Here is a 25,580-nt window from a genome sequence, read left to right as displayed (position 1 = left end):
TATCTCTTTCTTAAATTTGTTTGGGTCTTTGTTTTTTTTAATCATCGCCGACACCCCACCCGCCCCGCCCCCCCCGGCGGGCGCCGGGCCCCCCGGCGGGAGCCCGGAGCGACGGCGCGTCAGAACATGTGTCAGGACGCGCGTCAGGACGCGCGCCAGGACGCCACTGCTCGCCGGCGAGGCCAAGCACCTGCGGGCCCCGGACCGCCGGGCACAGGCCGGCTGACCGGCCGCGCCCGGAGCCCCGGGGCCCTCGGGTCCGTCAAGCCGCGGCGGGCCCGGCGGTTCCGTCCGGTTCGGCCGGGTCGTCGATGATCGCGACCACCCGGCTCCAGCCGGCGCCCAACCCGGCCAGTCGGACCGGGAAGCAGCTGACCGTGAAGCCGTGCGCGACGGGCAGCTCGTCCAGCCGGGCGAGCTTCTCCAGCTGGCAGTACGCCCGCTCGCGCCCGTACAGATGGGCCGGCCACAGCACGCCGTTGTCGCCGGTCTCCCGGTAGTCGCCGAGCATCGAGGCGAACGGCCGGTCGAAGCCCCAGGCGTCGATGCCGATCACCTTGGCACCGCGCTCCACCAACCACGCGGTGGACTCCCGGGTCATCCCGGGGTGGTCGGTGCGGTACGCCTCGGTACCCCAGAGCCGGTCCGCGCCGGTCCAGATCAACGGGATGTCGCCCGGCTGCAGCTGGTACGACTCCTTGGCCAAGGCCTCCTCCAGGTCGGCGGCGGTGATGCCGACGCCGGGCGGCACGTGCCGCAGGTCGAGCCGGACACCCGGAGCGAAGCACCACTCCAGCGGGACCAGGTCGATCGCCTCGGCCGGCCGGCCCTCGCTGACCAGGCCGTAGTGCAGCGGCGCGTCCATGTGCGTGCCGGTGTGGGTGGTCAGGGTGATCGTCTCGTTGGAGATCGCCTCGCCCTCCGGGAAGTCCTCCGGGCGCAGTCCCAGCGCGGCCGGCGCGGAGGCGTGGTCGAGCACACTGACCTCCACCGGGGTGGCCTCGCTCGGGCCGTCCAGCACCGGCACACTGAGGTCGATCAGGCGTCTCCTCACGCGGCGCCGCCCGCAGCCTTCGCGCGCCGCTCGGACTCCTGGCGCACCGCGTCCAGGTCGGCGTGGCTGTTGCGCTCCACGGCGGCGCTCAGCAGCTCGGTGGCCTTCTCCTGGCTGGGCACCTGCTCGGTGGGCCGGGCCGCGAAGTCGTGGGTGATGACCAACTGGGTGCGGTTCTCGTCCAGCGGCAGCGCCCGCCAGTCGCCGCCCATGAACTCCACCATCGGCGCGTTGTCCAGCTGCCGGTAGGAGATGGTGCGGCGGGCCCGGTCCAGGTCGCGCCGGGTGACCCAGCTCTGCCGCTGGCCACTGACGTCGACCACCAGGCGGGCGATCTGGTGGGTCTCCGACTCCTCCAGCAGGGTCGAGATCTCGGTCGGCGGGAACAGCTTCGCGTAGCCGCCGATGTCGGCCAGCACCTCGTAGACGATGTCCGCGTTGGCCTCGACGGTCACGGTGTGTTCGGTGTGGAACATCGTGCTCCCTCCGCTGCCGGACGGCAGCATCTCCTCGTGGTTGGCGTACGCGGCCTCGTAGGCGAGCTTGCCGCGCCACTTCGCGATGAACTCGTGCACGCCGGGGCGCTCGGAGAACTTCCGCAGGGTCGCCACGTCGGCGCAGGAGAACTGGGCGACGTGGGTGGCGGTCATGCCCTTGGCGTGCTCGTCGACCGGCAGCAGCACGTGCGGCCGCCAGCCGAAGCCGGATACCAGCCCGGAGTCCAGGGCGAGACCGCGCAGCCCGTCGAAGAAGGCCCGGACGTCCTCCTCGGCGGCTTCCGACGGGAACCGGTAGACCAGCGTGTGCACGATCATGACTACCTCCGAGAGGTGGGACCGGCGGACTGCCGCCCCGGCGCGAACGACGCTAGAAATCCCGCCTTGAGGAACCCTCAACGGCCACTCAACCAGCTCGCCTTGACGTTGCGTCAGGCACGCCCGCAGGCGCCCGTCCCGCCACGGCCGGGCGCAGCACCTCCGCGCACCAGGTCCGGAACGCGGTCGGCGAGGCGCTCCGAGCGGTGCGCGGCTCGGCACTGTCCAGGCCCGCGTTCTTGGCCTCCAGCATCTCCACGGTGCCCGCCGCCATCACCTCCGACATGCCGGCGGCGGTCAGCGCCGCCCGGAACTCCGCCGCCGGCACTCGCCGGTAGCGCACCGGCCGGCCCAGCACTTCGGTGGCGATCGCGGCGATCTGACGGAACGACAGGCTCTCCGGTCCGAGCACCGGCACGCTGTCGTACCCCTGCCAGCCCTCGTCCAGCAACAGCCGCACCGCGGCCTGCGCGACGTCGCGCACCGCCACCGCGGGCAGCCGCAGGTCGGCCTCGACGACCGAGCAGAACTCGCCGCGTTCCCGGATCGCACCTGCCTGCTGGAGCAGGTTCTCCATGAACGCGGGCATCGCCAGCGCCCGGTACGCCACCCCGGTGGAGGCGATCAGCTCGTCCATCGCCAGCGAGGCCGTCACCAGCCCCGCCGGGCCCGCGAAGTGCCGGCCCAGCGCCGACACTCCGACCACCCGGCCGACCCCGTGCCGCACCAGCGCCCTACAAGCCGGCCGGGTGAAGCCGGAGAACGCCGCCTCCAGGTCAGCCGACCGCACGTCCGGCGGCACCAGCCAGAACACCGCCCGCGCCCCGTCGAACGCCCGGTCCACCACCGCCGGGTCGCCGTGCGATCCGCGCACGACCTCGACCCGCTCCCGGACCTCGGCGGGCAACCGCTCCGGGTCGCGGACCACCACCCGCACCTGGCGGCCGGCCGCCAGCACACCGGAAAGCACCAGGCGCCCCACGGCGCCGGTGGGAGTGGTGACAACGATCATGGGACTCTCCTCGAACGACTCGGAACGGCACGCCGCCGGTGGCCGGGAACCGTCTCACGGCCGGCTGGAGCCCAGGCCGAGGCACCCTGAACACCCTGCGTGCGGCGGGACTTGAGCGGACTTCTAGCCCACCGCGGGATGGTGCTCGGCACACGCGGACGACACATGTCGCCGCCGGGAGCGAGACCGGGGAGCGGTGATGGTGAGCGAACAGGACCTGATCGGAGCCTGGCAGCTGATTGCCCACTACTACCTGGAGGACGACGGCAGCACCAGCGAGGGCCCGCTCGGCGACGACGCCGTCGGGCTGCTGATCTACCACCAGAGCGGCCATATGGCTGCCAGCATGATGCGCACCCGGCCGGCCACCGACGGCACCGCGACGTACCTCGGCAGCGCCGACGACTTCCTGAGCTACGCCGGCCGCTGGCAGCTCCGCGAGGGCGCCGTGGTCCACCGCGTCTCCATCGGCTCGCATGCCCGGGTGATCGACACCGAACAGGTCCGCGAAGTCCTTCTGACGGACGGCAGACTGCGCCTGCGGCGCCGCCTCGGCGGTCCGCACGACTACGTGGTCATGGACTGGCAGCATGCCTGACGGGACGCCGGCTCACCACCACCGGGCGCCCGAACGGAGGAGACGGAGCGGGTGGAGACGGCTGTTGGTCCCGCTGCTGGGGTTCCTGAAAACCGGCCTGATCGCGCTCGGCTGGATCTGGGCGGCCTACCCGTTCCATCCCTACGCCCAGGACCTGCTCGGACAGGTCCTCGACGAGCCCCCGCCCGCCCACCCCGAGCGGCTCGCCCCCGAGGACCCGCCGACCCCCGAGGAGCACGCCCTCTGGCGCGACCTCGGCCGCCTCAGGACCAGGCTGCTGCCGTGACCGCCGCCACCGGCACCCGCGGCCGCATCGACGAGCCGCACGAACCGCGTGAGCGGGTGCGCCGCGGGCCGGAGCACCCGATGCCCTGACGACCGCGGTCAGGGCCCGGCAGCCGACGCGAGCGCGGGCACCCGAAGGCACGAAAAAGCCGGGAGGAGACGTCTGTCTCCTCCCGGCTTTCCCTGTCTCCTCCCGGCTCCACGCAGCCCGCGCTCATCGCCGGGAACACCCGGTCATCGGACGGCGGCGGCAGCTTCGGGAGCCGCGCCCCGGTCCATCTCCTCGAACAGCTCCGCGGCACGCGCGGCGGTGCCCTTGGCCCAGCCGCCGGTGCTCAGGAGGCACAGGACGATGATGCCGAGGCCGAGCCCGAACAAGGCCCACCACACGCCCCGCTCCGCGTGGGTGTACGCCGTACCCCCCTGGGCCACGGCCGAGCCGACGATCGTCCCGGAGATGCCGACGCCCAGCGACGTACCGGTCTGCCTGGCCGCGGAGATCAGCGAGGTGGCCACCCCCGCCATCGAACGAGGCATCCCGGAGACGGCCGTGTTGGTGATCGGCGGGTTTCCCATGCCGAGGAAGAGACCGAAGAACAGGTAGATCGCGAGCACCACGAGCATCGGGGTGGCCTGCCGGAGCCACAGCGAGGCCAGGCTTCCCAACGCCAGGGCGGACCCGGAGATCAGCAGCGGGATCTTGGGGCCGCGCGCACCGACCAGCCGGCCGGTGTACGGGGAGAGCACGGCGATCAGGCCACCGACCGGCAGCAGGCTCAGCCCGGCCGCCAGCGCGGACATGCCGCGCACGGTCTGGAGGTACTGGGTGGTCACGAACAGGAACGCGCTGAACCCGCACAGGGCGAACACCGCCATCAGGATCGCCGAGCTGAAGGGCACGCTGCGGAACAGGCGCAGCTCGAGCAGCGGGTCGGCCCGACGCGATTCGTAGGCCAGGATGCCCAGCACGCTGAGGAGCGCGAGGGCGAGCAGGCCGAGGATGAGCGGCGAGGACCAGCCCAACCGACTGGACTCGATGATCGCGTAGACCACGCTGCCCAGAAGCAGGATCATCAGGAGCTGCCCCACCGGGTCGAACCGGCGAGCGCGGGGCGCGCGCGACTCGGGAACGAACAACGCGGTGAGCACGATCGCGGCGACCACGATCGGCAGATTGATCCAGAAGATGGAGGTCCAGCCGAAGCCGTCCACCAGAGCGCCACCGATGATCGGTCCCAGCGCCAGCGACAGGCCCGTGATGGAGCCGAACACCCCGATGGCCTTGGCCCGTTCGGCCGGGTCGGTGAAGACGGTGGCAACGATCGCCAGCGCCACCGGGTTGAGCATGGTGCCGCCGATGGCCTGCAGCGCGCGAGCCGCGATCAGCCAGCCGATGCTCGGCGCCAGTCCACACAGCAGCGAGCCGAGCCCGAAGAGGGCGAGGCCGACCAGGAAGACCCGACGGCGGCCCACCCGGTCAGCGGTGGATCCGGCCAGCATCAGGAAACTGGCGAGCACCAGGGTGTAGGCGTCTACGGTCCACTGCAGGCCGGACACCGAGGTGTGCAGGCTGCCCCGGATGGTCGGCAGTGCGACGTTGACGATGGAGATGTCCATGACCACGACGATCACGCTGGCGCAGCAGATCGCCAGCACCAACAGCTTTCGTTTGCAGGTGAGTTCACCGGCCGCGGTCAGGGTCTCCGGAAGGCTTGAGGGCTTCATGTCGACGACGCTACGATCTAGACCATGCTCGAAGTCAAGGAGCCGATACCCGACGCGGGCCTGACCATCGGTGAGGTCGCCCGCCGCACCGGCGTCAGCGTGCACACGCTGCGCTACTACGAACGGGTGGGTCTGGAGGTCTCCCCCGTCGACCGCACCACCGGCGGACGCCGGCGCTATCACCAGCTCGATCTCGACTGGATCACGGTCTGCACGAGGCTGCGGGCCACCGGCATGCCCATCAAGACCATCCGGCGCTACGCGGAGTTGGTGACCGCCGGTCCGGGCAACGAGCAGGAGCGCCTCGCCCTGCTGGAGTCCCATTACGCCGATGTGGCCGCCCGGATCGCCGAGTTGCAGGACAACCTCAAGATCGTCGACCACAAGATCGACGTCTACCGCGGCAGGCTGACCGCCGGTGACGCCGATCGGCTGTGGGCCCCGAATCGCATGGCCGACCATTGACAGGAAGAGCCACCCCGGCAGGGCGGGACGGCAGCGCGGGACCCCGGTACGACGGTGTCGTACCGGGGTCCTGGCCCTACCGGAGTCCCTCCGCCCGGCGTTCCGCTCAGCGCTCGCTGTCCAGGTAGGCCATCTGCCACTCCGCATAGCGGGTGCCGGCGACGGCTTCGACGGGGACGGCGTGCTCAAGGGCCGCGAGGTCCTCAGGACCGAGCTTGAGGTCGGCGGCGCCCAGCGACTCGGCGAGTTGGGCGCGCGTGCGCGCACCGACGACGGGGACGATGTCCTGCCCCCGCGCGGCCACCCAGGCGATCGCGATCTGGGCGACGGTGGCCCCCCGCTCCTCGGCGAGGACGCGCAGCTTCTCCACCAGCTCCAGGTTCCGCAGGAGGTTCTCCTTCTGGAAGCGGGGCGCGCGAGCACGGAAGTCGCGTTCGGTGGTCCGGCGCTCCGGGGTCCAGTGCCCGGACAGCAGGCCCCGCGACAGCACGCCGTACGCGGTGATACCCACACCGAGTTCCCGGCACGTCGGCAGGATGGCCTCCTCGATCCCCCGGGAGATCAGTGAGTACTCGATCTGCAGATCGGCGATCGGGTGCACCGCGTGGGCGCGCCGCAGCGTCTCCACGCCGACCTCGGACAGGCCGATGTGACGCACGTAGCCCGCCTGGACCATCTCCGACAGCGCGCCGACGGTCTCCTCGATCGGCACGTTCGGGTCCACGCGCGCGGGCCGGTAGACGTCCACGTAGTCCGTGCGGAGCCGCTTCAGTGTGTACGAGAGGAAGTTCCAGGCGGCCTCGGGCCGGCAGTCGAAGCCGCTCCAGTGCCCGTCGGGCCTGCGCAGCCCGCCGAACTTCACGCTGATCCGCACGTCGTCGCGGTCGCGGGTGCGAAGCGCCTCATGAATGAGCAGTTCGTTGTGGCCCATGCCGTAGACGTCACCGGTGTCCAGCAGGGTGACCCCGGCGTCCAGCGCGGCGCGTATCGTAGCGACGCTCTCCGCCTCGTCCGCCGGGCCGTAGTTGTCCGACATGCCCAGACAGCCCAGGCTCAGCTTCGAGACCTCAGGGCCGTTCGTCCCCAACCTTCGTGTCTCCACGTCGACCTCCGTGTCGTTGTCCAACGATCGCGACCGCCTCATCCACACGGCGCCGAGCTCGGCGAGCCTTCCGGGAGCAGGCCCGGGTGGAATCGGCACCTACGACTTCTCGTGCCCGATGCGACGCTAAGGAGCCGGGTTAGAAGATCCCTCAAGCCCCGCTGCACGGAGCCACGGCCGACACGTGCCCCTTCACGCGCCCTTGAGCGCCACTCGAGAGGGGCGGAACACCATGACGCCATGTCAATCACGCTGCGTCATGCGGAACTCCACGTAGAGGTACAGGACTTCTACGCACGTCAGGTCCGCCTGCAGAACGAGGGGCGAGCGGAGGAATGGGCCGCCACCTTCACCGAGGACGCCCGGCTCGCGCACGAGCCGGAGGACGTCGTGGTCCACCGCGTCGGGAAAGGAGTGTTCACCGGGCGGGCCGAACTTGCCGCGACCATGCGGAGGTTGCACGAGAAGCTCACCGAAGCCCGGATACGGCAGCGGCACCTCTACACCATGCTCACGGTCGAACCCCGTCACGACGCAACGATCGGGACGAGCTACTACTCGCTGGTCTTCAGGATCAAGCCCGGCGAGAAGCCCGCACCCGAGGTGAGCTGCCCCACGACCGACGTACTGGTGCGCGGCGACGACGGAAAGCTCCGGGTCCGCTCGCGCACCATCACCCACGACGAGCGGCCCTGGGATCAACCGTGCTGAATCCACAAGTCGAACTCGACGGACCGCCCCACGCCCCCGGCCGGCTCCGGCCGGGCGGATTCCGCCCCGACGTCCAGGCACTGCGCGCCCTGGCCGTGTCGCTCGTCGTCCTCAACCACCTGTGGCCGGCCCGGCTCACCGGCGGCTACGTCGGCGTCGACGTCTTCTTCGTCATCTCGGGCTATCTGATCAGCACGCATCTCCTCCGGGAGATCGAGAACACCGGGCGCATCAGGATCGCCCGGTTCTACGCGCGCCGAGTGCGCCGTCTGCTGCCCGCCGCGTTCCTGGTGCTGATCTGCGTCGTCGTCGCCGCATTCCTCGTCGTCCCGCACGACCGCTGGGCCGCCTACGGTCACCAGGTGATGGCCGGCGCCCTGTACGGCGAGAACTGGCTGCTCACCGCCGAGTTCTGGTCGCGTCCCGTCGACTTCACCGAGTTCACCGCGGTGACCAGCTACTGGTCGCTGTCGGTGGAGGAACAGTTCTACCTGTGCTGGCCGGTGGTGCTGCTGTTGCTGTTCCGGATGCGAACGCCCCGGATGCGGTGCACGAGCGTCGCGGCCGTGGGACTGGCCTCGCTGGCCGGGTGCGTCTACCTCACCACGGTCGACAGGGGTCCGGCGTACTTCGTCACGCCGATCCGGGTGTGGGAGTTCGTGATCGGCACGCTGGTCGCGCTGGGCGGGCAGCGGCTCGTCCTGTCGCGGGCCGCCGCGCAGGCGGCCTCGCTGCTCGGCTTCGCCGCGATCATCGGCTCAGCGGTGCTGTTCACCGGCGCGACCGAGTTCCCCGGCGCCACCGCGCTGATCCCGACAGTGGGCGCCGGACTGGTCATCGCCGCCGGCGCCGAGCCGGGACGGCGGTGGCACACCGCGGTGACGTCGTCGGCACCGGTTCAACTGCTGGGCGGCATCAGCTACTCGCTGTACCTGTGGCACTGGCCGCTGGTCGTCCTGGTGCCGCTCGCCGTGCCCGGCGGTGCGCTCACCCTCTCCATGCGCTTGGGCATCCTGGGAGTGTCACTGGTGCTGGCGCACCTGTCGACGCGGCTGGTCGAGGATCCCGTCCGCACCTGGCCCCGCCTCGCCCGCGACGTCCGGCTCACCTTCGCCGGAATGGTCGCCGGGATGGCCGTGGTCTGCCTGGCGGCCGGCGGCCTGCTGTGGGCATGACCCGGCATCAGGAACGCGCTCACGCGACTTCGTGAGCGGCGGCCACGCCGGGCGGCGTCACGTCTTTAGTCGATCTGGAGCACCACTACACCCCGTGACCGCACCATCGAGCGCGCGGTGTCCACCGAAGCGGACCACCACAACAGAGGAGCAGTGATGAGCAACGACGTCCCGCTGACCCACTCGTCCATCGGCGACCGGCCCGAGGAAACCGTCGTGCTGACCGACGCCATGGTGAAGGAGCCGATCTACATGATCAACTGCTTCTCCGTTCCGGCGGGACAGGGCGACTTGTTCCTGGAGCGCTGGAAGGACAACGTCCGGGCCATGGCCAGGCAGCCGGGATTCGTCCGGTCGCGCATGTTCCGGGCGCTGGACCCGAACGCCATGGTGAGTTTCATCAACTTCGTGCGGTGGGGCAGCGGAGAGGCACTTCACGAGGCCCGCAAGAACCCGGAGTGGCGGGCGGCCGTGCAGCGCATGCTGGACGACGAGAAGCTGCAGGTCACCCCGCGCCCGATGGTGTACGTCCCGGCCCTGGTCGTCGATGCCGGCGACGAGCTGTAGGAGCCATTGCCGAAGCAGTGGAGCAGTGGTGCCCGCTGCCCCCGCGGCAGGGCGCCCCGCGGTGCCGCCGGCGAAGCACCACCCCAGGTCAGCGCACTCGTCCACGCGCCTTCAGCGGGATGTCGGGAAGGTCCGGCGCCCGCAGACGAGCCCCGCCGTAGCCGTGCACCTCACCGAAGCGCGAGCCCTTCTCCCAGTCGTTCCGCGCCTGCGCGATCTCGTCACCGGATCGGCCGATGAAGTTCCACCACATGAGGATCTTCTCGTCGAAGGGCTCGCCCCCGAGGAGGAGGACGGCCGCGTCGCCGCGGGCGCGGAGGGGGAGTTCGGGGCGGCCGCAGCCGAGGTAGAGCATGGAGCCGGGCTCGACCGGGGCGCCGTCGACGTCGACGCGGCCGGACATGGCGAGGACGGCGTACTCGAAGTCGGGGACGAGCGGGAGGCGGAGGTCGGCGCCCCCGGTGAGGGCCAGGTCGGCGCCGACCAGCGGGGTGTGGGTGGTCCCGGGCGAGGTGGCCGTGTCGAGGGTGCCGAGGATGACGGTGGCGCGCAGGCCCCGGCCGGTGACCACGGGCAGGTCGGGGTGGTGCTCGAAGGCAGGGGCGAGGTGCCGGCCGGCCTCCGGGAGGGCGACCCAGAGCTGGGCGCCGTGCAGGTGGCGGGCGTGCGGGCGCGGGGACTCCTCGGAGTGCGAGATCGCCCGGCCGGAGGTCATCAGGCCCAGCTCGTACGGCCGGACGGTCTGGAGGCTGCCGAGGCTGTCCCGGTGCAGCACCTCGCCCTGGTGGAGCCAACTGACCGTCTGGAGGCCCATGTGCGGGTGCGGCGGGACCTGCATGCCGGGCTCGTCGGCGATGTCGTCGGGGCCGTAGTGGTCCACGAAGCACCAGGCCCCGACCATCCGGCGGCCGAGGTTGGGGAGTAGCCGGCGGACCATCGTACTTTCGCCCAGCTGGACTTGACGGGCCGTCAGCAGGTCCCGGACGGGTCCGGCGCTGGCCTCGCGGCCGCAGCTGGTCGGGGCCGGCTTGAGGTCGAGGTTGCTCATCGCGCTTCCACCACCGAACGGAGAGGGGCCGGGCAGGGTCCTCGGAGGACGGCGTCACCACGTCGCCGGTGAGCCGCCCCCGAGGAGGACACCGTCACCGATCATCCGGCACGGCGCGGTGTTCCTCCACCCGTGCCCGGCCATCCGGCCGCAGCCGGGAACACGCCGGGGAACGCAACGGCGCGCCGGGGAACGCAACGGGGAACGCGGCCGGGAACAGCGCGCGGGCCCTCAGTGCCCGCAGGCCCACCAGGCGTCCGCCGTCGCCTTGTCGGCCAGCCCGCGCAGGTTGCGGACCGCCTCGGCCGGGTCCTCGGCCCCGTACACCGCCGAGCCGGCCACGAACACGTCCGCGCCCGCCTCCGCGCAGCGCTCGATCGTGCTCGCCGCGACGCCGCCGTCCACCTGGAGCCACAGCTCCAGGTCGTGCTTGGCGATCAGCTCCCGGGTGCGGCGGATCTTCGGCAGCATGATGTCCAGGAACGCCTGGCCGCCGAAGCCGGGCTCGACGGTCATGATCAGCAGCATGTCGAGCTCGGGCAGCAGGTCCTCGTACGGCTCGATCGGGGTGCCCGGCTTGAGCGCCATCGAGGCGCGGGCGCCCTTGGCGCGGATCTCCCGGGCGAGCCGGACGGGCGCGGCGGCGGCCTCGACGTGGAAGGTGACCGAGCCGGCACCGGCCTCGACGTACTGCGGGGCCCAGCGGTCCGGGTCCTCGATCATCAGGTGGCAGTCGAGCGGGATGTCGGTGGCACGGGCGAGCGACTCGACGATCGGGACGCCGAGGGTCAGGTTGGGCACGAAGTGGTTGTCCATGACGTCCACGTGCAGCCAGTCGGAACCCCGGACGGCCTCGGCCTCGTCGGCGAGCCGGGCGAAGTCCGCGGACAGGATGCTGGGGTTGATCTGGGCCATGACCGACTACCTTCGTGCGAGGGCTTGCGAGGGCTGGGCGCCCCCGGAGCGGGCACCTCATCCCATCATCCCGTGCCACACCCCGCCGACCGCACGCGGCGACGCCCACGTGACCGTCATCACACCGCTTCCGGGATTATCGGGGCCGTCGCCGTGGTCATCAGCTGGTGAGCGGTCCACGCACCCCCGCCGGAGGGCCACCGGCCGCCGCCGGGCCTGCCGGGCCGTCCCGACCAGCCGAGCTCCCGCCCCGCCGGGAGCTCCGTCCGAGGAAGGTCTCCCGATGGCCGATCTCGTCCACCCCGCCCGCGCGCTGTGGTGGCTCTTCGAGCCGGTGCACGCCGTCACCTACTTCCAGCCCGAGGCCCGTGTCGCCTTCGAGGAGGCCGGTCTGCACGGCCGGCTGCACGGCTACTTCGCCACCCGCGCGGCCCCGCTCGGCGCGGTGGACGCGGCGCCGGTGACGGCCGCGTTCTTCAACTTCGCCCCGACGATGGTCGAAAGCGCCCTGCCGGAGGTGTGGAACCACGCGAGCCCGGAGGAGGCGCTGACCGCCCGGCTGAAGGCCTCGGCGACGGTCCTGGGCCGACTGCTGGAGCACGTGGACCAGGGCCAGGTCGAGCTGGTCGCCGAAACCCTGGAGCAGGCCGCCACCCGGCTGGACTGCGCCGGCCGGGTGCTGGCCGCCGCCAACGCCGCGCTGCCCCGCCCCAGCGGCCTGTACGAGCGGCTCTGGCAGGCCGCCACCGTGATGCGCGAGCACCGCGGCGACGGCCATGTGGCCGCGCTGGTGACGGCCGGACTGGACGGCTGCGAGGCGCTGGTGATCCGCTGCGCGATGGACCTGCGGCGCGAGGACCTCCAGCCGCTGCGCGGGTGGACGGACGCCGAGTGGGAGGCGGCGGCCGAACGCCTGGTCGAGCGCGGCTGGCTGACCGCCGAGGGGACGGTCACCGAACTCGGCCGGATCGGCCACCAGTCGCTGGAGGCCGCCACCGACCTGGCCGCGGCCCGGGTCTGGGAGGACTACCCGCGGGCCGAACTCGACCGGCTGGCGGCGGCGTTGAAGCCGATCTCGGCGCTGTGTCGCGGTCAGCTGCCGATCAACCCGATGGGGCTGCCGGACAACCAGTGACCGGCAACCGCGGTCAGAGCCCGGAAGGCCCGGGCGGGCCGAGCACGATCCCCCGCCCCGCGTAGAACCGCCCGAACGACCGCCACGGCACGCGCGCGAAGGCCTGCGACTCCCCCGGGAACCCGGAGGGGTTGTGGATCAGCAGCGCCGTGTCCGTGGCGCCCACCGCCAGCACCAGGTGACCGCCGCGCCGCACCGGCTCCGGCCCGTACGGTTCCCGGATCGACGGGTGCACCGACACCATCACCAGCCGCCCGCCGGCCAGCTCCGCCGACACCTCCTCCGGCGCCAGCTCCCGCGCCCGCGCGGCCAGTCCCCAGCGCCGCTCGACGTACTCGGCGAACGGCGCGTGGATCAGCCCGCGCAGCCCGTCACCGTCCCGCCGGTACGCCCCTGCCGCCTCGCACTCGGCCGCGAGCACCATCGCCGCCGGGGTCACGCCCCACCAGTGCTCCAGCGCCATCCGCAGGCAGGCCACCCCGCACAGCCGCCAGGACCACCACGCGTAGTCCTCCGGGGTCGCCGCGCCGGACTGCCCCCAGCGCGGGTCCGCGGCGGCGTCCAGCCGACCGTCGACGATCTCCCGCACCAGCTCCGCCGACTCCCACTGCGCGCGGTACGGCACCTCGTGCACCACCCGCAGCGGCCGCGCCGGCGCCGCCGGCCGCTCCCCGCCCTGATCCGCCATTCCCCGAAGCTCTCACGGCGGCGCCGACCGGACAACTCACGACACCCGCTGAGTAGCCGTACTCGGGCGCCCGGCCCGCGGCCTCCGGCTCCCGGTAGCTGCCTCCCCCGACCCGAACCCGAATCCCGAATCCGACATCCCGAATCCGACATCCCGAACCCGGGCGCCGGACCCCCGGACCCGCGCTCACGTTCGAGTTGTACAGGTAGCGACTACACCAGTGCCCGATGGCCCGGCCAAGGCCTGCCACAGCCACAATTCGGCTACTCGTCCGACGTGTTGGCGATCCACCGGGCAAGGGTGTCGAGCCGACGGGACGGGGTCCCGGCGACGGCGGGGACTCGACGACGGCGGGCGCGCGCCGAGGGCGTCAGGCCAGGGTCTGGGTCAGCTCGCTGCGCACCGCCGAGTGGACGACCCGGCCGCGGGCGCCGTTGACGATCGGCAGGAACGGCGGGACGTGGCCGCACTCCACGTCGGCGATGATCGGCACGCCGAGCGGGCCGAGCGCGTCGAGGACGGCCTCGTCCTGGGTGAGCGAGGCGTTGTCCGGGGCGCTGGTCCGGCCGACCAGGACGGCGTTGCCACCCGGTAGGGGGTGTCGATGAGGTTGTTGCCGTGGACGGTCGCGACGCCTGCGAGCAGCGTCAGCGGGGTGATCAGGGTGGAGATGTCCGAGTACCTGACCATCCAGGTCGGCTCGGCCTCGCGCAGCCGCTCCCAGTCGAGCAGCGGCAGCATGTCGATCGCGGTCTCCCCGCCCCACGGCGGCACCACCGCCCCGATGGTGGGGTCGGTGAGCATCGCCGTCAGCTCCCGCGCCCGCTCCGGCGCCGGGGCACTGACGTGCCCGGAGCCGTCCATGCACGCCCCGACGACGACCTCGTAGCCGCGCTCCGTCAGCTCCCGGACGGCGAACCGCAGGCGCTCGCGGTGCCTCGGCGCGACCCCGCTGGACGGGGATGTCACCCCGATGCGGTCGCCGGGACGGAGGGGACGCGGGTATCTGATCGACATGCCCGATTCCGACACGGCGTCACATCGGAACGGCGCCGCATTTTCCGGCCCCGTACGGACACGGCCGCCCCCGTCCCGGCCGGCGCGGCGCCCGGCCGCTCGCCGTCCCCGAGCACCCACCTTCGCCCGACCTGGCCCACCCCGGACCTCGAACACAACCACCAGCCGCACCCGTGGCGGCACCCGGCCCTTACCGAACTCACGCATCCGCTTCCTCATGGCCGCCAGGCCGCCGAGCCACCGCAACGAAGCACCTCACCACCTATGCACACCCGCCGAACGGAGTCCGATGTCCACGCGCACTTCCCAGCCCGCCAGCCCCGCCGCCGCCTTCGCCACCGCCTATGCCCTGCTCCGCGCTTCGGCAGACCTCGCCGACCACTGGGTCCAAACCGACCACCAGGCCGGCACAAAGGCCGACCGTTCCGCCGAGGGCCACCGCGCCTGCGCCTCCCACGTCGCGACCTACGCCACCGTCCAGGCTGTCTCCCTCGTCCTGGGTGCCCGCCTCCTCGGCCTGCGCACGAGTCGCCGCCGCATGCTCGCCGCCCTCACCCTTTCCGCCACCACCCACTACCTCGCCGACCGCCGCGCACCCCTGCGGCAGGTGGCTGAGGCCACCCGCCGAGGGAATTTCCTTCGTCTCGCCGACCACGGCATGAACGGCGCCTACATCCTCGACCTTCTCTGCACCAAGCTCGGCTCAGGTCAGCTCAACGAATCGGTGCACGCGAAAGGACGTGAGGCGGTCGGGCTCGATGCTTGCCGAGTCCACTCGGTAGCGGCCGGCATCGAGAGTGATGGCGGTGCCGTCCGTGAGTGTTCCGACCTCCGTGCCGAAGTACGCCGCGTCGAACATGACCAGCTCGCCAGGGGTGGGCAGCACGGGGCCTTCGTCCCATTCGGCGTTGGGAAGCCCGGCTGTGATGATGTCAGCGATGCCTTCCTCAGTCTCCGCGTAGTACCAACGGACGAGGACCTGGTGCTCGGGCAGGTAGGCGGTGGAGAGCGGTTCGTCCCCGAGGACGAGCGCTGCGGCTCCGTCGGGCAGTTCGAGAACACCGACGAGATCCATCACCTCGCAGGCCCGGTCGTAGTCGCCCTCCGTCCCCGACCACTGCGACAGAGCGTCGCATGGAACCACGACGAACGGGCCGCCCTCCGTGTCCAGCCACGTCAAGGACATGCCGCCTCCAGCTCGAAGATCTCCATCACGTCGCGCCAGCGTATGCGCCGGATCGGACAGGACGACCTCGCGCCTGTGGCGGCCGGGGGTGCGCGGTGACGAGCATCGAAGAGCTGACCACGCTGGCGACTTTCGGCTCGACCTGGGCCGTACTGGCCGTCGGCCACAACGTGGCGGATCACGTATTCGGCCAGAGCGACCACCAGGCCGCGAACAAGGGGGCCCCGACGGCGGAGGACGTGGCCGCCGGGGTGAGCCCGCGGCGGGGCTGGGCCGCTTGCCTGGCTCATGTCGGCCAGTACCACCTGTTCATGGCCGCGTTGCTGGCTCTGGTGTGGCTGTTCATTCCGCTGCCGTTGTCGGTGACCGGGCTGGCCGCCGGGTTCGCGTGGTCGGCGGCCACCCATGCCGTACTGGACCGGCGCTGGCCGGTGCGCTGGCTGCTTCAGCACACCGGCTCGCCGGAGTTCGCCGAGCTGCGGACAGCCGGGCTTAACGGGATGTACTTGGCCGATCAGGCCCTGCACTCCGGGGCTCTGCTCGTGTCCGCGCTGCTGATCACTCGGCTGTAGGTCGGCTGTGAGGGATCGAGGGAATACCCAGGTTCACCGGGGGCAGCCGCTGCGATCGGTGGACCTGGGACCGCTTGGAGCGCAGGAACGTCAGGGTCAGCTCGATGCCTTCGACTTCACCCTTCCAGCCCTGGGCGAGAGCGTGCTTGCGGCGGGCGACCAGGTCGTCCTCCAACTCGTCCAGCCGGGGCAGCATCTTCGGGTTGACCGAGAGCATCGGGCATCTGATGCAGGCGTGCTCGTGGGCGCACGGCGTTCCGTATGGACGTCCGCAAGACCCCAGCTCGACCTTCCGCTTGTCGAAGTGGTCCTGGAACTCCGACCACTCCTCCGACGTGGGGTCCCGGTATTCCTCCTCAGGCCGCAGCTGGCGGCGCTGGTCGAGGAACTGCTGGTAGTGGCGCACGATGTCGTCGTCGAAGACCGCGACGTAGCCACGAGTGGTCTGGATATTCAGGTGTCCGAGCAAAGCGGCACCAATGTGGATGGGCAGCCCGGAGTTGACGAGGTCGGTGGCGAAGATCCTTCGGAAGTCGTGGGCAGAGAACGACGTCCCGACGAACTCAGGGTGAGTCTTGGCCAGTTCGGTGCAGCACTTTCGCAGGCGGCGCCAGATCGTGCTGGTGCTCATTGCCTGCCGTTCCAGGCCGTTCTGGGTTTGGAACAGGTAGGGCAGCGGCGGGCACCAGACCTTCTCGTGGACGTCGTACCGGGTCACGATCGGCACCGTGCCGTAGGCGTCACGGTGCTGGCGGATGACCTGGGCGAGGACGTGGAACAGCTCGGCGGACATCGGGATCACCCGCTCGCGGTCGGTCTTGGAAGGGGTGACCACCAGCAGCGCGACGACCTCGCCATTCGGCCGCTGGTAGTTGCGGACGCTCAGGTGGGTCAGCTCGGTCAGCTCCTCGATCCGCAGCCCGGCGTGGCGGAGCGTCTCGACGACGGCCCAGTCCCAGAAGGCCGCGCTCTCATCGCGCGTGACGGCCACCAGCTCGCCGGTGTCCCGGTTGACCGCGCGGACGGGGAAGGACTTCCCGGTCTTGGCCCGCTTGACGTCGTACTCGCTGGCCGTGCGCTGCCACTGCGCGCCGGCGGCGGTGAACCGTTCACCGACCCCGACGGCCTGGGCGGCGGTGAGGATCTCGCGCAGCCTCATCCAGCGGTTGGTGACGTGGTCGACCAGCAGGGGCAACAGCGGTTGGCGGGTGCGGGTGCGTTCGGCCATCCGGGCGTTGATCTCGCGGCGGCGGACGTTGAACCAGCGCAGTTCGGCGTCCCGCACGGGGCAGGGCACCGACCAGGCCGCCCATCGCTCGGGCTCAGCGACCGCCCAGCTCTGCAGGTCCAGGTAGAAGGTGCGGACCTTGAGCAGGACGCCGTCCATATCGAGTCGGGGCCGGCCGCCGGGCAGGACGGAGATGGCCTCCTTCCACTGCTGGTAGGTCTCCTCGCTCAGCCGCAGGTCGGCCTGTTCTGGGTTGACCTTCTCGACGTTGCTCCAGAAGGTGCCGGGCAGGATGCGCGCCAGTTGGAGAAGCGAGGAGTGGTCCAGGTCGGCGGCGCGGCGGCGGAGGTATTCGACCAGCAGGTTGCGCACGTTGGTGTTGCGCAGTTGCTGTCGGTCGACGAGTTCTTCGACGGTCTTCTGTCCGCCAACGAGCGCGGCTCGCAGCACGTGCGGAGCCGTGGGCGGGAAGTGCCCCGTTTCATAGAGGATGTGCCAGGCCGCGATGCCGGCGTAGTTGTACTCCTGGCCGCGCTTGGTGGTCCCGCGGGTGAGCTGTTTGCGCCTCGATTCCAGCGAGTAGTGCAGCAGCGCCTCCGGCGTCAGATCGGTCAGGGAGATCCCGAACACGGTCAGGGCACACGCGACGTCGAACAGCGCGGTGCGCTGTGCCGCCGAGGTCGCGCCGGAGGCTTCGACCGCGGCGTGGAACTTGTCCAGCAGCGGGTCCTTGGCCACCAGGCGGAAGTCGAGGGCGTAGTTCGGGTAGGTGTGCCCGCGGAAGGCGTCCAGGCTCGGACGGATCACCCGCAGGCAGAACAGCTGCCGTGTGCCGGAGATGAACAGCTTCCGGAGTCTCTTGTTCTCTCCGCCCAGGTCGCCGGGGTTGGTGCCGGGCTCGTCCAGGCCGGCCTCCACCCATCGCTGCTGCCAGGTCCTGCCTGGAAACCGCTCCAGGTGTTCGAGGATCGTTGCCGTGCTCAGGTGGCGCAGGCGGCGCCGTTCGCGGCTCTCGTCGGCCCAGGCGGTCACGGCGGCGTCCGCCACCTTGTTCACCGAGGCGCGGGAGAGGTCACCTGCTGGTCGTGGCGGGTTCGCGGGTTCGGCGGGCGGCGCAGGCTGGATGACTTTGGTGTTCACCCGGTCCACCGGTCCCTGCTCGCGCAGTGGGTGACGCTGGATCCGGCCGGTGGTTGGACCCATGGCCCGTGCGTTGTAGCCAGCGGTACTACCCGGCACCGAACACCGCCTCGATGTCGGCCGGGTCGTAGGTCTGCGACCAGCGCGTTTCCTGCCGGGGGCGCTGGTAGTGCTCGGCGAGCTTGTCCATCAGGTCCTCCAGGCCGACCGCAGTGTAGCGGGCGGTGGTGCTGAGATGCGCATGCCGCAGGATCGTCTGCACCTCCACCAGCGTCAGCGAGGGGTCCCGCGCCATCCGCGTGGCCGCCGTATGCCGGGTGTCGTGCAGCGTGTAGTTCGTGCCGAGCACGGCGTTGGCCCGCTGGAGCACGCGGCGCATCGCCCAGTAGGTCAGCGGCCGGGGATCACCCCGGCGGGTCCGCCAAAGTGGTCTGCCCGGCTCGGGCAGCCCAGCCTGGTCCAGGTAGGCCGCCGCGTAGGCGAACGCCTGCGGGGACGCGGGCACCGGGTCCCGCTGGCCGCTGCCCTTGGTGACCACCCACAGGCGTCCGGCCGACCAGTCGACGTCCTCCAGGCGCACCCCGAGCAGTTCGCTGGCTCGGGCGCCCGAGCTGACGTAGCAGGCCAGCAGGGCACGGTCCCGATCACATCCCATCTGCGCGAACAGTTCGTCCCACAGCCGATCCGGAATCGCCCGCGGCTGCCGGTCCCGCACCTTCGGCCGCAGGCGGGCTCGCCGGGTTGGCGCCGGCGCCTCCAACGGGGAGCGGTGGGCCATCCGGGCCCTGCGCTCCCGGCTCTCCGGCACCGGATTGACCACGGGCCCTCGGCCGTAGTGCCCGTGGAAGGCGTAGAAACCGTGCACCACGGTCAACGCGTGCGCGATCGTCGTCGGCGCGTACCCGTCCCGCAAAGTCGCCTTGCCCGTCTTCGGGTTGACCACGCCGGCGGGCAGCGAGTCCGGCCGCGAGCGGCGCCGCTGAGGGTTCGGCGCCGTCCGCAGCCAGCCGACCATCGCGGCTGCCTCGGCCTCGGTCGCCTGCTCCCAGCCGACATCCACCGCCCACAACACCCGGAACCAGCGCAGCAAGTCGTACCCGTAGCTGCGGCACGACAGGGCACTCGCGTCACCGAGCGCCAGGTCCCGCAGGTACCGGCTCACCGGCTCGACCTCCCGGCCGGCCGCATCAACCACGAACCAGGGGAGCGAGGGTCTCTCCCCCTTCACCACTGCACCCACCGAGGGCAGCCGGCCGCGGCCGTCCATCAAATCCCGATGTACGGAGGACATTCCTTGAAACGAGGACATGCCGAGATCCTCAGCACCCACCAGCCGGAACACCAGGGGATCACCAACTTGGTGCAGTCAACAGACCAGGCGTGGCACCACGTCGTCGAAACCTGCGCCGCCCTGATCATCGCCTGCTGACCTCACCAAACCTGCGACCGTCATCCCGCGAGCCGCGCCGCGGTCCTGCGGAGCGCGACGGGGTCTGTGATCAGCAGGCTGCCTCCTCGCCCCTTCGGCCATCCACCGAAGGGGGCAGCGGAGGTGAGTCGCCGCACAGTGTCCCGCCCAAGGCCAAGGCAATCGGCAACCTCCTGCTGGGCAACCCTCAGGGAGACCATGCCACCCGGGCGTACCGCCTTCTCGGCATCGTCCAGTAGGGGCACTACCAGATGGGCCACTCGTGCCAGGTGATCGCCGGATCGCAGGAGCATCGCCCCCTCCCGCCCCCGACCGGAGACGTACGCCAGTAGCGCGGCGCCCCACTCACGCTGGAACTCGGCGCTCCTGAACCTCACCCCGGGAATGACTGCCACCTCGCATTCGGTCCGAGCCTTCACCGTCGCTGTTCGGGCAGTCAGCTCGGCCGCTGCCACATCGCCGATGAGGTCACCGTCACGCCGGAAGGCGATCAGTTGTTCGACATCCTGCTCACGCCCCCCGCGCTGCTCCACGCCCACCACGCCACGGATCAGGGCGTACACGGTGTCCTCCGACCACCCTTCACGTGTCAACACCCAGCCGGGCCGGCGAGTCAGCGACGGGAAGTCCTTGACGAAGCAGGCCCAGCGGCCTTCACCGACGCGCCGACGGAAGGTCTGGTGCGGTCCGAGTGATGACTCCGGTGAGGAGACGGTGCAGTTGGTCATGGCGGGAGATTAGAGACTCCCGGACCCAACACTTCATGAGGACAGGGTTGTTGGATGCAATGTCCAAGGCTTCCGACGGGCAGCTGCTACCCTCCGTCGCCCCACGATCCCCTGTGACCCAGAACACGGGCTTCCGGGCTTGGCAAGCCATTGACCGTCGCCGCCCCAGCACAGACTTGTGCCCACCGACGCTCCAACGCCGGCCGGTCATCGGACCGTGATTCCCTCACACCCTCCCCCTCGCCAGGAGACCTCCTTGCCCGAACCTCCCTGCCTTCCCCGCAGCTCCAGCCGGCCCCTGCCGCCGTACCAGGCCCTGCTCGGGCTGGACGTGAAGAACTACACCGGAATGCCCGGCGTGGTGCACGCACCGGTCAGCGCCTACCTGGAGCCCCTCCTCGACGCCGCCCTCACCGCTGCCGGGCTCGACGATCTCCGAACGGCCAAACGATTCGTGTCCAATTCCGGCGACGGTCTGACGCTCGGGTTCGATTCCACGTTCATGCCTTTCGTCATCGCCCCCGGCCTGGACTGCCTCGACAAGGAGCTCGCCCGCCACAACGCCGAGCCGAACCACGTGCAGATCCGGATGCGGGCCAGCCTCCACGCCGGACACGTAGCCGCGCCGGGAGTGTCCGGGGAGGGGAACGGCCCCGCCCGGAACGACCTCCACCGGCTGCTCGACTCCCGCGAGGTCAAGGCTCTCCTTGATCACGCCAGCCCGGCGACCACCCACCTGGTGGCGATCCTCTCCGACCACGTCTACGACACCGCGGTCAGGAACCGCTTCGCCGGCCTGCACCCGGACTTCTTCAAGCCGGTCGACGCCACCGTTCCCGGCCGCGAGGACTACAGCGAAAAGGCTTGGCTCTACGTTCCCGCCCCCTCGGGGAACCTCCTGGCCGTACCCGGGCACCACCAACCCCACCTGCCGAAGCTGCTCACCTTCCTGAGCGGTATCGATCACCTGCACTCGACGATCCGACGCTTCCTCGACCGTTACTGAGACCATTTCAACGGAAGGCCGATCCGTGGCTCTGATCAAGTACAACAGCGTCTTCGATGTCATCCACGAACGAGTCACCTCCGCCACCCATCTGCGACCGGCCGCGCTCCCGGTCGAGGCCGGCGGCGAGACCGTCCACATCGATCTCCCGCAGGCCCGCGCGGCCCTTTGGGAGCGGCCGGTGGACGGAGAACTGAGCCGGGAGGTCTGGCGGCAGGCCGTAGCGCTGGCCCAGCACGACACACTGGCTGCGGCCATCGGCTCGGCCGATGTCACCGGCTGGGTCGAGGCTGTGGTCTGGCTCGCCATGCCCCGGCTTCAGCGCGTCGCCCGGCAGGCGTCGAGCCGGCTTCGGGCGGACCGGCGGGACGTGGAGTCCGAGCTCGTGACCGGCATCGTCGAAGAGCTCGCCCTGGCCTCCCCCGACGATCCCGATGTCGGCGGCCGCTTGCTCCGAGCCGCTGCCCGTCGGGGCTGGGACTTCGCTCGTGGCGCGGTGGAAGAGCGCCCGAACGAGGACGTCGTCGCGATCGTCGACGCCCGGGGAGCCGAGACGATCGACGAGCCTTGGGAGCTCGTCATCACGCCCCCGGACCGCGCCACCGGCCTCGCGGCCCCGCTGCGCTTCAGCTCCCGGTCGGAGATCGAGGCCGCACGGCTTGGGCAGCTCGCCGGCCACCTCGGCCTGCACGACATCATCCGCCGTCCATGCCGCTCCCCCCGGGGCGCGCGAGTCGGCAGCCTCTCGCTGCGCTCGGCTGGGCGAGCCCGATGACCCCTCCGGTTCCGATCGGAGCGATGACCTTCCCCGAACTGTTCGGGCTCCCCCTGGCCGTCGACGTCCGTACTGCCTGCCGGGCCCTCGGCATCTGTTTGGGCACCGCGTACAGCCTGATCCGGCGCGATGCCTTTCCCTGCCCCGTCATCCGCACCGGTCGTCACTACCGGGTGCCCACCGCGGGTCTGCTCTCCGCGCTGGGCATCGAGGAGCTCCCGCTCTACGCAGAAGACCTGAACACCTGGGTGAGCGAGCCACCGCTCCCCGGGCTCAACTGGAAGGACCTCTCGTGATCGCGATGCCCCTGACTGCCCAGCCGCAGCCGCCCGGTCCGACGGCCTCGCAGGAACCGATGACCTGCTTCGTGATCGGGCCGATCGGGAACCGGCACGCCGAGGTCGGTACCACCGCCCGGGAATCGTACGAGTCCTCCCTCGAAACCTTCGAGAAGGTCGTCCGACCCGCATGCGCCGCCCTCGGAATCGAGCCGCTCCGCTCCGACCAGATCCAGCAAGCCGGTGAGATCACCGAGCAGATCTGCCGGCACGTGCTCCAGTCCGACATCGTCATCGCCGATGTGACCGGCGGAAACGCCAATGTCATGTACGAACTGGGCCTCCGTCACACGACCGGCCGTCTGACCATCCACATCGGCGAGCACGGCCGGCTCCCCTTCGACATCTCCCCCATCAGGACGATCCTGTTCGAGCGATCCCGCAGCGGCCTGGTGGACGCCCGCAAGGAACTGCAGGACGCGCTGGACCGGGGGCTCCGGGAAGGGTGCGCCCCGCTCACCCCAGCCCGGATCCTGCTCGGCCTCCGACCGCGGGAGGACGTTGCGCCGGCGGATGACTCGGGGGCCGCCACGGAGGACGGACCGGGACTGCTCGATCGCTTCGCCGCCGTCGAGGTCGAGATGGACCTCATGACGCAGGGCCTCGAGACCATGACCGAGTTGGTCAACACCATTGCCTCGCTGGCGGAAGAGTTCGGTCCGGACATGAAGCGAGCCACCGCACAGGGCAGCCCGCCGTCCGCGGCACTCGCCACGGCCCGGCGCTTCGCCACCGCCCTCGACAGTCCTGCCGCCGAGCTCAAGGCCTGCGCCGCGGACGTCACCTCGCGAATGTCGGGAATCGACTCGACCGTGCACGCATCCCTGGACATGTTCGAAACCGCGCCGCAGCTGTGGGAGGGCACCGAGGCCCGCGACTTCCTCCTGCAGCTCATCGGCATGTCCCGTGCCTCCCGCGAGGGCCTGGAAACCCTCCGGCTGTTCCGGATGATGATGGAATGGCTCACCACCATGAGTCGTGATCTTCGAGCACCCGGCAGGGACATCATCTCGGCGCTCGACCTTCTCACCGAAGCAATGGCCCGGGTAGAGACGTGGGACCGCCGCGCCCGCGCTCTCGTCTGACCCAGGGCATCCCGGCGGGCGCGGGGCACCCGGCCCCCTGCGCCCGCCGCGCCCGAACACCCCCATGGAACACGGGAAGCGACCAGTGGTCTGTTCAACGGGACGGCCCAGTCTGGGCCAGGACGCCGATCGAGCTCTTTTCGCTGAGTCAGCAGGGACCTGTCTGATCTGCAACAACACCCTCTTCCCTTCCGACCCCAAGCGCATGAAGTCGATTTCGATCGCAGAACGCGCTCACGTAGTGGCGCACAGCGATGACGGGCCGAGGGCCGATCCCGGAATGCCACAGGATCTGCGCGACGATCCGTCCAACTTGGTCCTTCTTTGCCCGAGCTGCCACACCAAGGCCGACAAGGATCCCGAAAGTCATCCGGCAGACGTGCTGCTCAGGGCCAAGGCGGCACGCAGGAATGCGATTTCGCTCATCGGTGGCACCCCCTGCTTCTCCAGCCGCGCCGAGAGCCGCAGGGCGGTCGGGAAACTTTTGCTGAAGAACCGGGTGGCTTTCCGGGAAATGGGTCCGAATTCCGAGGACGGGGCCGTTGCGTCCGACGAGCACGCCACACTTTGGTCAGAATGCGTCCTGCGCGAGATCGTGCCCAATAATCGCCTGATCGTCGCCATCGTGGAAATCAATGAAGATCTGGCCGCCGATGAGGAGATCGAGATCGCCGAACTCCTCCGACATCATACGGATGCACTGGAGAACAAGCACCTCGGGAGGCTGCTCGCTGGCCCCGCCCCCCGGTTCCCCGAGCAGGCTGAACTACTGTTCAAGGATGTGCGAGCGTGACCGATATTCGATACCTGACCGACTGGTTCATCCCGAAGATCTCGGACCACCAAGAAGTCACCCGTGCGAACCGGATCTCCGATCGTCGACTACTCGTGCAGCGAAGGTATTCCAGCCCGTTCACCGTCGCCCCGGTTTCCGGCATGGAATACCTCACCCCACCCCTTGTCGACGAGGTCCTGGATGAATCCGCCGCCGACGTCATCTGCCTGGTGCCGAGAGATTCGCACTACCTGTGGACCGCGAGGGAGCGGGCAAGGGAGCGCGGCTCCGATGTCCAAACCATGAGCGAGGTCTTCTGGACCGTCACGGAGGAAGACCCTCAAGGGTTCCTCAACAAGAACGTGGCCTATGCGCGGCGAGTTTTGATCCAGCACTCCCACGTGCGCAGCGTGGAAATGATCTGCGAAGCCTCCATGAGGCTCCTCAGGGGAGGTTCACTGCCACACGTCCGACTGTCTGTCGAGTATGAGTACGAGTTCAGCGTGGAGGCCCTGGTCAAAGCGTTGGAGAGACACCCGGGAGTGAATGTGGTACTGAACTCAAACCCGAACGGCAAGCCCACCGGTGCGGCACTCCGCCATGCCGAGCACGCCGGTGTTCGGCTGCTGGACATGAGCTCCTTGATGGGCGCTCTCAATAGGCCATAAATTGAATCACCATTCGTCGGCAGAAATACTGATCACGGAATTTATTTCACGGCTCCAATCGACCCGACCGAAGCGGATGGAGTTCTATCTCTTCGGATCCGCGCTGCAGACCTCCGGCCGACGGCCGAGGGACATGGACATTCTGGCGCTCTACGATGCCGAGGACTTCGACCAGGCCCACGAAGCCTGCAAACAGTTGAGGCGCCTGGAGACCTCCCTGCGACTCGACGTCCTCGCCCTGGACCTTGAAGAGGAAAGGGAAACAGATTTCCTGAGACAGGTCGGCGCCAGGAAACTCTCAGTCGGAGGGACAGTCAGCCCACGACCTCAAGCCGGCC

Annotated in this window: 27 protein-coding genes and 1 pseudogene; 15 read left to right on the top strand and 13 right to left on the bottom strand. The window is 70.2% G+C overall.

What is annotated here, in order from left to right:
* Positions 1-262: 262 nt before the first annotated feature.
* The 3 genes from ACFRAR_RS26020 to ACFRAR_RS26010 all read right to left on the bottom strand — a co-directional run bounded on the left by ACFRAR_RS26020 (position 263) and on the right by ACFRAR_RS26010 (position 2,881).
* Positions 263-1,054, bottom strand: a complete 792-nt coding sequence (locus tag ACFRAR_RS26020; protein ID WP_380700600.1) for a cyclase family protein — start codon at positions 1,052-1,054, stop codon at positions 263-265.
* Entirely contained in the window at positions 1,051-1,869 is an 819-nt protein-coding gene (locus ACFRAR_RS26015) for an aromatase/cyclase (RefSeq protein WP_380700599.1), read from the bottom strand. Before ACFRAR_RS26015 ends, ACFRAR_RS26020 begins: the two co-directional genes overlap by 4 nt.
* An 88-nt stretch (positions 1,870-1,957) precedes the next feature.
* Positions 1,958-2,881, bottom strand: coding sequence for an NAD(P)H-binding protein (locus tag ACFRAR_RS26010; protein WP_380700598.1), 924 nt, complete (start codon positions 2,879-2,881; stop codon positions 1,958-1,960).
* Between the two features lie 199 nt (positions 2,882-3,080).
* Between ACFRAR_RS26010 and ACFRAR_RS26005 the strand changes: the two genes are divergently transcribed.
* On the top strand, positions 3,081-3,479 hold the full coding sequence (locus ACFRAR_RS26005; protein WP_380700597.1) for a lipocalin-like domain-containing protein: 399 nt from the start codon (positions 3,081-3,083) through the stop codon (positions 3,477-3,479).
* 64 nt (positions 3,480-3,543) lie between these two features.
* A complete protein-coding gene (locus ACFRAR_RS26000; RefSeq protein ID WP_380700596.1) occupies positions 3,544-3,765 on the top strand; it encodes a DUF6059 family protein in 222 nt (73 codons plus the stop codon).
* A gap of 233 nt (positions 3,766-3,998) precedes the next feature.
* Here the strand turns inward: ACFRAR_RS26000 and ACFRAR_RS25995 are convergent, their stop codons facing one another.
* Positions 3,999-5,489: an MFS transporter gene (locus ACFRAR_RS25995; protein ID WP_380700595.1), complete on the bottom strand. Its 1,491-nt coding sequence runs from the start codon at positions 5,487-5,489 to the stop codon at positions 3,999-4,001.
* A 24-nt stretch (positions 5,490-5,513) separates the two neighbouring features.
* Between ACFRAR_RS25995 and ACFRAR_RS25990 the strand changes: the two genes are divergently transcribed.
* The gene (locus tag ACFRAR_RS25990; RefSeq protein WP_380700594.1) at positions 5,514-5,954 is read left to right on the top strand and encodes a MerR family transcriptional regulator; all 441 of its coding nucleotides are present in this window, start codon (positions 5,514-5,516) and stop codon (positions 5,952-5,954) included.
* 106 nt (positions 5,955-6,060) lie between these two features.
* Here ACFRAR_RS25990 and ACFRAR_RS25985 read toward each other — a convergent pair whose 3' ends face one another.
* Positions 6,061-7,056 carry an aldo/keto reductase gene (locus tag ACFRAR_RS25985; protein WP_380700593.1) on the bottom strand — a complete coding sequence of 332 codons (996 nt, stop codon included), beginning with the start codon at positions 7,054-7,056 and terminating at the stop codon, positions 6,061-6,063.
* Between the two features lie 240 nt (positions 7,057-7,296).
* Here ACFRAR_RS25985 and ACFRAR_RS25980 point away from each other — a divergent pair, with 240 nt between their 5' ends.
* The 3 genes from ACFRAR_RS25980 to ACFRAR_RS25970 all read left to right on the top strand — a co-directional run bounded on the left by ACFRAR_RS25980 (position 7,297) and on the right by ACFRAR_RS25970 (position 9,509).
* Positions 7,297-7,767 (top strand): nuclear transport factor 2 family protein, encoded by a 471-nt coding sequence (locus tag ACFRAR_RS25980; protein ID WP_380700592.1) that lies wholly within the window; start codon positions 7,297-7,299, stop codon positions 7,765-7,767.
* Positions 7,761-8,942 (top strand): acyltransferase family protein, encoded by a 1,182-nt coding sequence (locus ACFRAR_RS25975; protein ID WP_380700591.1) that lies wholly within the window; start codon positions 7,761-7,763, stop codon positions 8,940-8,942. Before ACFRAR_RS25980 ends, ACFRAR_RS25975 begins: the two co-directional genes overlap by 7 nt.
* 156 nt (positions 8,943-9,098) lie before the next feature.
* Positions 9,099-9,509, top strand: a complete 411-nt coding sequence (locus ACFRAR_RS25970; protein WP_380700590.1) for an antibiotic biosynthesis monooxygenase family protein — start codon at positions 9,099-9,101, stop codon at positions 9,507-9,509.
* 88 nt (positions 9,510-9,597) lie between these two features.
* Here ACFRAR_RS25970 and ACFRAR_RS25965 read toward each other — a convergent pair whose 3' ends face one another.
* Positions 9,598-10,557, bottom strand: a complete 960-nt coding sequence (locus ACFRAR_RS25965) for a pirin family protein (protein ID WP_380700589.1) — start codon at positions 10,555-10,557, stop codon at positions 9,598-9,600.
* Positions 10,558-10,788: 231 nt separating this feature from the next.
* Complete coding sequence (rpe, locus tag ACFRAR_RS25960; protein ID WP_380700588.1) at positions 10,789-11,472, bottom strand: ribulose-phosphate 3-epimerase; 684 nt, start codon at positions 11,470-11,472, stop codon at positions 10,789-10,791.
* A gap of 283 nt (positions 11,473-11,755) precedes the next feature.
* Between rpe and ACFRAR_RS25955 the strand changes: the two genes are divergently transcribed.
* Positions 11,756-12,607 carry a hypothetical protein gene (locus ACFRAR_RS25955; protein ID WP_380700587.1) on the top strand — a complete coding sequence of 284 codons (852 nt, stop codon included), beginning with the start codon at positions 11,756-11,758 and terminating at the stop codon, positions 12,605-12,607.
* Between the two features lie 13 nt (positions 12,608-12,620).
* Here the strand turns inward: ACFRAR_RS25955 and ACFRAR_RS25950 are convergent, their stop codons facing one another.
* The 3 genes and pseudogenes from ACFRAR_RS25950 to ACFRAR_RS25940 form a co-directional block, all read right to left on the bottom strand.
* Entirely contained in the window at positions 12,621-13,295 is a 675-nt protein-coding gene (locus ACFRAR_RS25950) for a C39 family peptidase (protein ID WP_380700586.1), read from the bottom strand.
* Between the two features lie 370 nt (positions 13,296-13,665).
* Positions 13,666-14,312: pseudogene (locus ACFRAR_RS25945) on the bottom strand (LD-carboxypeptidase).
* A gap of 703 nt (positions 14,313-15,015) precedes the next feature.
* Positions 15,016-15,498, bottom strand: a complete 483-nt coding sequence (locus ACFRAR_RS25940; RefSeq protein WP_380700585.1) for an Imm21 family immunity protein — start codon at positions 15,496-15,498, stop codon at positions 15,016-15,018.
* A gap of 95 nt (positions 15,499-15,593) precedes the next feature.
* On the opposite strand from ACFRAR_RS25940, the gene ACFRAR_RS25935 reads away from it, so the two are divergent.
* Complete coding sequence (locus ACFRAR_RS25935; protein ID WP_380700584.1) at positions 15,594-16,070, top strand: hypothetical protein; 477 nt, start codon at positions 15,594-15,596, stop codon at positions 16,068-16,070.
* Here the strand turns inward: ACFRAR_RS25935 and ACFRAR_RS25930 are convergent.
* Together ACFRAR_RS25930 and ACFRAR_RS25925 are read right to left on the bottom strand one after the other, a co-directional pair.
* Positions 16,057-18,501, bottom strand: coding sequence for a tyrosine-type recombinase/integrase (locus ACFRAR_RS25930; RefSeq protein WP_380700583.1), 2,445 nt, complete (start codon positions 18,499-18,501; stop codon positions 16,057-16,059). The genes ACFRAR_RS25935 and ACFRAR_RS25930 overlap by 14 nt on opposite strands.
* A gap of 25 nt (positions 18,502-18,526) precedes the next feature.
* Positions 18,527-19,600, bottom strand: a complete 1,074-nt coding sequence (locus tag ACFRAR_RS25925) for a tyrosine-type recombinase/integrase (RefSeq protein WP_380700582.1) — start codon at positions 19,598-19,600, stop codon at positions 18,527-18,529.
* A gap of 132 nt (positions 19,601-19,732) precedes the next feature.
* On the opposite strand from ACFRAR_RS25925, the gene ACFRAR_RS25920 reads away from it, so the two are divergent.
* A complete protein-coding gene (locus ACFRAR_RS25920) occupies positions 19,733-19,867 on the top strand; it encodes a hypothetical protein (RefSeq protein ID WP_380700581.1) in 135 nt (44 codons plus the stop codon).
* A gap of 20 nt (positions 19,868-19,887) precedes the next feature.
* On the opposite strand, the gene ACFRAR_RS25915 is transcribed toward ACFRAR_RS25920, so the two are convergent.
* Positions 19,888-20,595, bottom strand: a complete 708-nt coding sequence (locus tag ACFRAR_RS25915; RefSeq protein WP_380700580.1) for a Crp/Fnr family transcriptional regulator — start codon at positions 20,593-20,595, stop codon at positions 19,888-19,890.
* Between the two features lie 256 nt (positions 20,596-20,851).
* Here ACFRAR_RS25915 and ACFRAR_RS25910 point away from each other — a divergent pair, with 256 nt between their 5' ends.
* From ACFRAR_RS25910 to ACFRAR_RS25885, 6 genes are all read left to right on the top strand, one after another.
* Complete coding sequence (locus tag ACFRAR_RS25910; protein ID WP_380700579.1) at positions 20,852-21,601, top strand: hypothetical protein; 750 nt, start codon at positions 20,852-20,854, stop codon at positions 21,599-21,601.
* A 25-nt stretch (positions 21,602-21,626) separates the two neighbouring features.
* Positions 21,627-22,376, top strand: coding sequence for a hypothetical protein (locus ACFRAR_RS25905; protein ID WP_380700578.1), 750 nt, complete (start codon positions 21,627-21,629; stop codon positions 22,374-22,376).
* 23 nt (positions 22,377-22,399) lie between these two features.
* On the top strand, positions 22,400-22,672 hold the full coding sequence (locus ACFRAR_RS25900; protein ID WP_380700577.1) for a DNA-binding protein: 273 nt from the start codon (positions 22,400-22,402) through the stop codon (positions 22,670-22,672).
* Positions 22,669-23,799, top strand: a complete 1,131-nt coding sequence (locus ACFRAR_RS25895; RefSeq protein ID WP_380700576.1) for a hypothetical protein — start codon at positions 22,669-22,671, stop codon at positions 23,797-23,799. Before ACFRAR_RS25900 ends, ACFRAR_RS25895 begins: the two co-directional genes overlap by 4 nt.
* A 64-nt stretch (positions 23,800-23,863) precedes the next feature.
* Positions 23,864-24,592 (top strand): HNH endonuclease, encoded by a 729-nt coding sequence (locus tag ACFRAR_RS25890; protein WP_380700575.1) that lies wholly within the window; start codon positions 23,864-23,866, stop codon positions 24,590-24,592.
* Positions 24,589-25,242: a hypothetical protein gene (locus tag ACFRAR_RS25885; protein WP_380700574.1), complete on the top strand. Its 654-nt coding sequence runs from the start codon at positions 24,589-24,591 to the stop codon at positions 25,240-25,242. The genes ACFRAR_RS25890 and ACFRAR_RS25885 overlap by 4 nt, the downstream gene beginning before the upstream one ends.
* Positions 25,243-25,580: the final 338 nt, after the last annotated feature.

This window comes from Kitasatospora sp. NPDC056651, from assembly GCF_042792155.1.
In the GTDB taxonomy this organism is placed as follows: domain Bacteria; phylum Actinomycetota; class Actinomycetes; order Streptomycetales; family Streptomycetaceae; genus Kitasatospora.
The sequence above is the reverse complement of the archived record's forward strand: the minus strand, read 5'-3'. Positions and strand labels throughout refer to the sequence as shown.

What these genes read in the sequence shown, in the direction of transcription:
- ACFRAR_RS25900 (WP_380700577.1), top strand. Translation starts at nt 22,400, where the DNA reads ATGACCTTCCCCGAACTGTTCGGGCTCCCCCTGGCCGTCGACGTCCGT.
- ACFRAR_RS25950 (WP_380700586.1), bottom strand. Translation starts at nt 13,295, where the DNA reads ATGGCGGATCAGGGCGGGGAGCGGCCGGCGGCGCCGGCGCGGCCGCTG.
- ACFRAR_RS25965 (WP_380700589.1), bottom strand. Translation starts at nt 10,557, where the DNA reads ATGAGCAACCTCGACCTCAAGCCGGCCCCGACCAGCTGCGGCCGCGAG.
- ACFRAR_RS26015 (WP_380700599.1), bottom strand. Translation starts at nt 1,869, where the DNA reads ATGATCGTGCACACGCTGGTCTACCGGTTCCCGTCGGAAGCCGCCGAG.
- ACFRAR_RS25890 (WP_380700575.1), top strand. Translation starts at nt 23,864, where the DNA reads ATGGAACACGGGAAGCGACCAGTGGTCTGTTCAACGGGACGGCCCAGT.
- ACFRAR_RS26010 (WP_380700598.1), bottom strand. Translation starts at nt 2,881, where the DNA reads ATGATCGTTGTCACCACTCCCACCGGCGCCGTGGGGCGCCTGGTGCTT.
- ACFRAR_RS25970 (WP_380700590.1), top strand. Translation starts at nt 9,099, where the DNA reads ATGAGCAACGACGTCCCGCTGACCCACTCGTCCATCGGCGACCGGCCC.
- rpe (WP_380700588.1), bottom strand. Translation starts at nt 11,472, where the DNA reads ATGGCCCAGATCAACCCCAGCATCCTGTCCGCGGACTTCGCCCGGCTC.
- ACFRAR_RS25995 (WP_380700595.1), bottom strand. Translation starts at nt 5,489, where the DNA reads ATGAAGCCCTCAAGCCTTCCGGAGACCCTGACCGCGGCCGGTGAACTC.
- ACFRAR_RS25915 (WP_380700580.1), bottom strand. Translation starts at nt 20,595, where the DNA reads ATGACCAACTGCACCGTCTCCTCACCGGAGTCATCACTCGGACCGCAC.
- ACFRAR_RS25980 (WP_380700592.1), top strand. Translation starts at nt 7,297, where the DNA reads ATGTCAATCACGCTGCGTCATGCGGAACTCCACGTAGAGGTACAGGAC.
- ACFRAR_RS25930 (WP_380700583.1), bottom strand. Translation starts at nt 18,501, where the DNA reads ATGGGTCCAACCACCGGCCGGATCCAGCGTCACCCACTGCGCGAGCAG.
- ACFRAR_RS25955 (WP_380700587.1), top strand. Translation starts at nt 11,756, where the DNA reads ATGGCCGATCTCGTCCACCCCGCCCGCGCGCTGTGGTGGCTCTTCGAG.
- ACFRAR_RS25940 (WP_380700585.1), bottom strand. Translation starts at nt 15,498, where the DNA reads ATGTCCTTGACGTGGCTGGACACGGAGGGCGGCCCGTTCGTCGTGGTT.
- ACFRAR_RS25990 (WP_380700594.1), top strand. Translation starts at nt 5,514, where the DNA reads ATGCTCGAAGTCAAGGAGCCGATACCCGACGCGGGCCTGACCATCGGT.
- ACFRAR_RS26005 (WP_380700597.1), top strand. Translation starts at nt 3,081, where the DNA reads ATGGTGAGCGAACAGGACCTGATCGGAGCCTGGCAGCTGATTGCCCAC.